Genomic DNA, 5304 nt, shown 5'->3' with positions numbered 1-5304 from the left:
AGGGCTGCAAGGTTTATTTATGGTGTTTTATTGAGTCTAAAAATATTATTTGATGTTATTTGATAACATGATGGTATGAGAAGCAAAGAAGCACACGTTCTGGAAAGCATCGCCAACCCGGCTCTGCCCACCCTGCAGATTGTTGAGTACCGGGGCGGAACCACCGAGAGCGCACCCTCTGTAACTCCCGTATCCCGGGCAACCTCCGTGCGCCCCGGACGCTACACCCTGCGCACCATTGCTGCACCCGAGGGCACCGCTCCCTCCGCGCCCACTCTGCGCGCGGCAGCCAACGGGTACGGATTCGAGGAAAGCACGGATGCATCCGCTCAGCAGCACGCCCAGACCCCGCAAGTAGCCGTCGCCTTGCGGAACGCACCCGGACTCGCCAAGCTCCACGCCGTCACCAGCGAGGAGCACGATAGCAAGCTGTGCCTCTGGTACGAGCCCCTCGACGCGGGCACCCTTGACAAGCTCCTACGCGCTCGCACCCTCAACCCCGCCGAGCTCATGACCCTGGCGCGCACGCTACACCGGGCGCTCGGCAGCCTCAAAAAGGTAGGGGAGGGGCGCTCCGAGCTGAGCGCCGAATACATTGCTCTGAGCGCCGCCGGAGTGCCCAAGCTCCTGCTGCCAGACGCCGTCTATCGTGAGGCGGAATCTCTCGACGCCGAACAGCTCACAGTCGCTTATGGCGACTACGCACGCTCCGCCGCCGCGCTACTTTGGCAAGCCGCCTGCGGGCACAAGCCGGAACCCTCCGCCGCCCGCGTACCCCTCTCACTGCGCATGGGAACAACCGGCACCGCAACCGATGGAGCACCCGGTAGCGAATGGATTGAGCGCCTCGGTCGCGCCCTCGAATACCTTCTGGACGCACCCGCCCAGGAGGCGGCGCTCGCCGGGCTGAGCTCCGTAGTAGCGCTCGCTGAGGAGGTGCCGCCTCGCCCGCTCAACGTCTACCTGAGCTGTTCAGAACGCGCCCGTGCGCTGATTCCCGCGGCAGTAGATCCCGCGCCGGTGCAGAAGCTCTCAAAGGCGCAGAAGGCGCAACGCTACCTGGCGGACCGTTTGCCACACGTGAAGAAGCCAGCAGCTACCGCTGACTCCATGCCGTTGAGCCCTGTGGCGAGCTCAGCAAAGAGCGCACCCGCTCCGAAGCACACTACTAAGGAGAGTGAATCCCGCCTCGCTGGGCTCCGCGGTGCGCTGAGCCGCCCCTCCGTACGTCTGGGCGTAGCTGCGCTCGCCCTGGGGACTATCGCCCTGCCCCTCGGGTTCACCGCCTACGGACAGAACGCCCCGGCAACGGCACAGCCCGTATCCGCGCAAGCCGTGAACGCTGCGGGGGAGCAAGTGCCAGACAACACGGAAGAACAGAATCAGGCTGTGCAGGGTGATCAGATTCTACGCGCCCTCATCGACCAGCGGAATCAAGAACGCCGTGCCCGAGGCGGCGCAGAACTCACCGTCGACACCACCGAAGAACTCAGCCGCGACGGCGAGAACATCCGCGTCATGGCGGTAGTCTCCGCACCCGGCTACCGCGCCGACAAAACCGAGCAGGAAGCCCGCAAACTCAGCGAAGAAAACGGCATCACCCGCCAGAAAGTCATCTTCGACCTGCACCGCGGGGAGAAGGGCTGGGAGATCGCCCGAGCCGAACCCGTCGCGGCATAACTGCGGTACACGCTCCGCACCCTAGAAAAATCAACGGGCATAACAAAAGCGGCGGCCCCACCCACCGAAGTGGATGGAGCCGCCGCCTTTATGCTCACTGCCCGGGAAAACCCGGAGAGCTACGCTCGGTTACCCGTCAGGGTACCGCCACAAGGAAACTTCCTTGAATCTTTGCAGGTCTTAGAGGCCCAGCTCAGACTCGAAGTTTGCCTCCTCCAGGCGGGTCTTGACGGTGCGCAGGAAGCGACCTGCGTCTGCACCGTCGACCACGCGGTGATCGTAGGTGAGGGACAGGTAGCACATGGAGCGGATAGCGATAACGTCGTTACCGTCTGCATCCTGGATAACCATGGGGCGCTTCACGATGGAACCGGTACCGAGGATTGCAACGTTCGGCTGGTTGATGATCGGGGTGTCGAACAGTGCACCGAAGGAACCAATGTTGGTGATGGTGAAGGTCGAACCCGACAGCTCCTCGGGGGAGATGTCGCCGGTACGTGCGCGGCCACCCAGGTCGCCAATAGCCTTTGCCAGGCCAGCAATGCCCAGGTCAGAAGCGTTCTTGATGACGGGAACCAGCAGACCCTTGGGGGTGTCCACAGCAATAGCGATGTTCTCGGAGCCGTGGTAAGTGATCTGCTTGTAGTCCTCGGTCATGGAAGCGTTCAGAGCGGGGTGCTGCTGCAGAGCCTCAGCGGTTGCCTGGACGAAGAAGGGCAGGAAGGTCAGCTTTGCGCCCTCACGAGCAGCGAAGCCGTCCTTAGCCTTCGCACGCAGCTGAACGATGCGGGTCACGTCAACCTCGGTGACCTGGGTCAGCTGGGTGGAGATGTCCAGGGACTCACGCATACGCTTTGCAATAACCTGGCGGATACGTGCGGTCTTCTCGACGGTGCCACGCTTGGGGGAAACCTCGAAGGTGTGCGGTGCCTTTGCGGAACCTGCAGCCGGAGCAGCAGCTGCAGCGGGTGCAGCAGCGGCGGGAGCAGCGGAGCCCTTAGCGGCGATAGCAGCCTGAACATCCTGCTTGCGGATGCGGCCACCAACACCGGTGCCCTTGACGGTGGACAGGTCGATACCGTTGTCCTTAGCGAGCTTACGGACCAGCGGGGTCACGTATGCTTCACCCTCAGCAGCTGCCGGAGCGGCAGGTGCAGCGGGAGCAGCCGGAGCAGCCGGAGCAGCGGCGGGTGCTGCGGGAGCGGCAGGAGCCTCAGCAACCGGAGCGGGAGCTGCGGGAGCAGCCGGTGCAGCAGCAGCGGAAGCATCGCCGATGATAGCCAGAACCTGGCCAACCTCTGCGTCCTCATCCTCGGGGATGCGGATCTCGAGCAGGGTACCTGCTACGGGGGAGGGAACCTCGGTGTCAACCTTGTCGGTGGAAACCTCAACCAGGGGCTCGTCAACCTCAACCTGCTCGCCAACTTCCTTCAGCCAGCGGGTAACGGTGCCCTCGGTGACGGACTCGCCCAGTGCGGGCAGTACGACCTCGATGCCTGCAGCAGCAGCTGCGGGTGCAGCCGGAGCAGCGGCGGGTGCTGCGGGAGCAGCAGGAGCCTCAGCAACCGGAGCGGGAGCTGCGGGAGCCTCAGCAGCTGCGGGAGCAGCCGGAGCAGCAGCGCCGGAACCGTCGCCAATGATAGCCAGAGCAGCGCCGACCTCGACGTCCTCGTCCTCGGGGACGAGAATCTGCTCAACAACGCCTGCTACGGGGGAGGGAACCTCGGTGTCAACCTTGTCGGTGGAAACCTCAACCAGGGGTGCGTCAACCTCGATGGTGTCGCCGACCTCAACGAGCCAGCGGGTAACGGTACCCTCGGTCACGGACTCGCCCAGTGCGGGCAGTACTACGGTGTGGGACATAATCTTTCCCGTTCTCCTTGTGAATGCTTGAACTAGAAAAATGTGAGCGGTGACCCGGATGCGCGTCGCATGCATCGAAGCACGTCGACGCGCATCCGGATAGGGGCGTTGTTCAGCGGATACGCCCGGCAACCGCTAACGACCAACGGTCGTCAATACTAAGCTGACGCGCTAACGCCAGTCAGCAAAATTTATGCGCTGTGCAGCGGGGTGCCGTTCAGGACCATTGCAGCCTCACCCAGGGACTCGTTCTGAGTCGGGTGTGCGTGGATGAACTTAGCGACGTCCTCGGGGAATGCTTCCCAAGCAACCCACATCTGAGCCTCACCAATCTGCTCACCCATGCGCTTACCAATAGCGTGAACACCAACGATGGGGCCGTCCTTCTGGCGGACAACCTTCACGATACCGGTAGCACCGAGGATAGCGGACTTACCGTTACCAGCCAGGTTGTACTCAGCGGTCTCAACGTTCTCAGCGCCGAACTTCTCCTTAGCCTTGGGCTCGGAGTAACCAACGGAAGCGATCTCCGGGTCACAGAAGGTGACCTTGGGGATGTTGATGTCCTCAACAACGGTGGGGTTCAGGCCAGCGATCTCTTCTGCAACGAAGATACCCTGCTGGTAACCGCGGTGAGCCAGCTGAACGCCGGGGACGATGTCGCCAACAGCGTAGATGTTGCCCACGCCGGTGTGCAGACGCTCGTTAGCCAGGACGAAGCCGCGATCCATGGGGATGCCCTGCTCCTCGTAGCCCATGTTTGCAGTGTTGGGGCCACGACCAACAGCGACCAGAACGATCTCTGCCTCGAAGACCTTGCCGTCAGCCAGGGTGACCTTAGCACCGTTGGCGTCCTGCTCAACCTTCTCGAAGAGGGTACCGGTGTTGAACTTGATGCCGCGCTTCTTGAACGCACGCTCCAGAACCTTGATGATTGCCGGGTCCTCGTTGGGGACCAGGTTCGGCAGGCCCTCGATGATGGTGACGTCAACGCCCATAGCGTTCCACATGGATGCGAACTCGCAACCAATCACGCCGCCGCCGAGCACGATAGCGCTCTTGGGCAGGTAGTCCATCTCCAGTGCCTCAGTGGAGGTCAGAACGCGACCCTCAATGGGCAGACCGAAGGTCTTGGAGACCGAGCCGGATGCCAGGATAATGTTCTTACCCTTGTACTCGACACCACCGACGGTGATGGTGTCCTGAGCGGTGAGCTTACCCTCGCCGGGGATAACCTCAATGCCCTTCATCTTCAGCAGGCCTGCAAGACCCTTGAACTTACCGGAGACGATGCCGTCCTTGTAATCGCGAACCTTGCCCATCTCGATGGACTGCAGCACAGCGTTAACGCCAACCTTGGACGCCTCGCGTGCCTCTTCAGCCAGCTCAGCAGCGTGCAGGTACGCCTTGGTGGGGATACAGCCGGTGTGCAGGCAGGTGCCGCCGACCTTTTCCTTCTCGATCAGGCCGACGGTGAAGCCTAGCTGGCGTGCGCGAATAGCTGCAGAGTAGCCAGCGGAACCGCCGCCGAGGATGAGGATGTCGAATTCTTGAGCCACGATATTGCTCCCTTGCATAGTTGTGGGGGCTAAAGACCCCTGCAATGAGTTCTTTACCAATTTATTGGTAGGTTTCCCCAGCATGCGCGAAAGGCCCGCGACTCACAAAAATCGCGCGCCCCTCCGCGTACGCAGAAAAACACTTAATACAACAATACCCCCGTTGAGGGTCGTTTAAGTTCACTCAGGGCGGTTTTAGCTG

The 5304-nt window shown here is 61.8% G+C and carries 3 protein-coding genes; 1 reads left to right on the top strand and 2 read right to left on the bottom strand.

Annotated features, from left to right (window positions below; all coding sequences use genetic code 11):
* Positions 1 to 75: 75 nt before the first annotated feature.
* Positions 76 to 1680, top strand: coding sequence for a peptidase (locus QZ540_RS08065; RefSeq protein ID WP_294629070.1), 1605 nt, complete (start codon positions 76 to 78; stop codon positions 1678 to 1680).
* A 180-nt stretch (positions 1681 to 1860) separates the two neighbouring features.
* Here QZ540_RS08065 and sucB read toward each other — a convergent pair whose 3' ends face one another.
* Together sucB and lpdA are read right to left on the bottom strand one after the other, a co-directional pair.
* Positions 1861 to 3543: a 2-oxoglutarate dehydrogenase, E2 component, dihydrolipoamide succinyltransferase gene (sucB, locus tag QZ540_RS08060; protein ID WP_294629068.1), complete on the bottom strand. Its 1683-nt coding sequence runs from the start codon at positions 3541 to 3543 to the stop codon at positions 1861 to 1863.
* A 191-nt stretch (positions 3544 to 3734) separates the two neighbouring features.
* Positions 3735 to 5120, bottom strand: a complete 1386-nt coding sequence (gene lpdA, locus QZ540_RS08055; protein ID WP_294629066.1) for a dihydrolipoyl dehydrogenase — start codon at positions 5118 to 5120, stop codon at positions 3735 to 3737.
* Between the last annotated feature and the right edge of the window lie 184 nt (positions 5121 to 5304).

The organism is uncultured Rothia sp. (assembly GCF_916049665.1).
Classification (GTDB): Bacteria; Actinomycetota; Actinomycetes; order Actinomycetales; family Micrococcaceae; genus Rothia.
Note: the sequence above shows the minus strand (reverse complement) of the source record. Positions and strands in the feature narration are given on the sequence as shown.

Coding starts and splice junctions, on each gene's coding strand:
- QZ540_RS08065 (WP_294629070.1), top strand. CDS start 76: ATGAGAAGCAAAGAAGCACACGTTCTGGAAAGCATCGCCAACCCGGCT.
- sucB (WP_294629068.1), bottom strand. CDS start 3,543: ATGTCCCACACCGTAGTACTGCCCGCACTGGGCGAGTCCGTGACCGAG.
- lpdA (WP_294629066.1), bottom strand. CDS start 5,120: ATGCAAGGGAGCAATATCGTGGCTCAAGAATTCGACATCCTCATCCTC.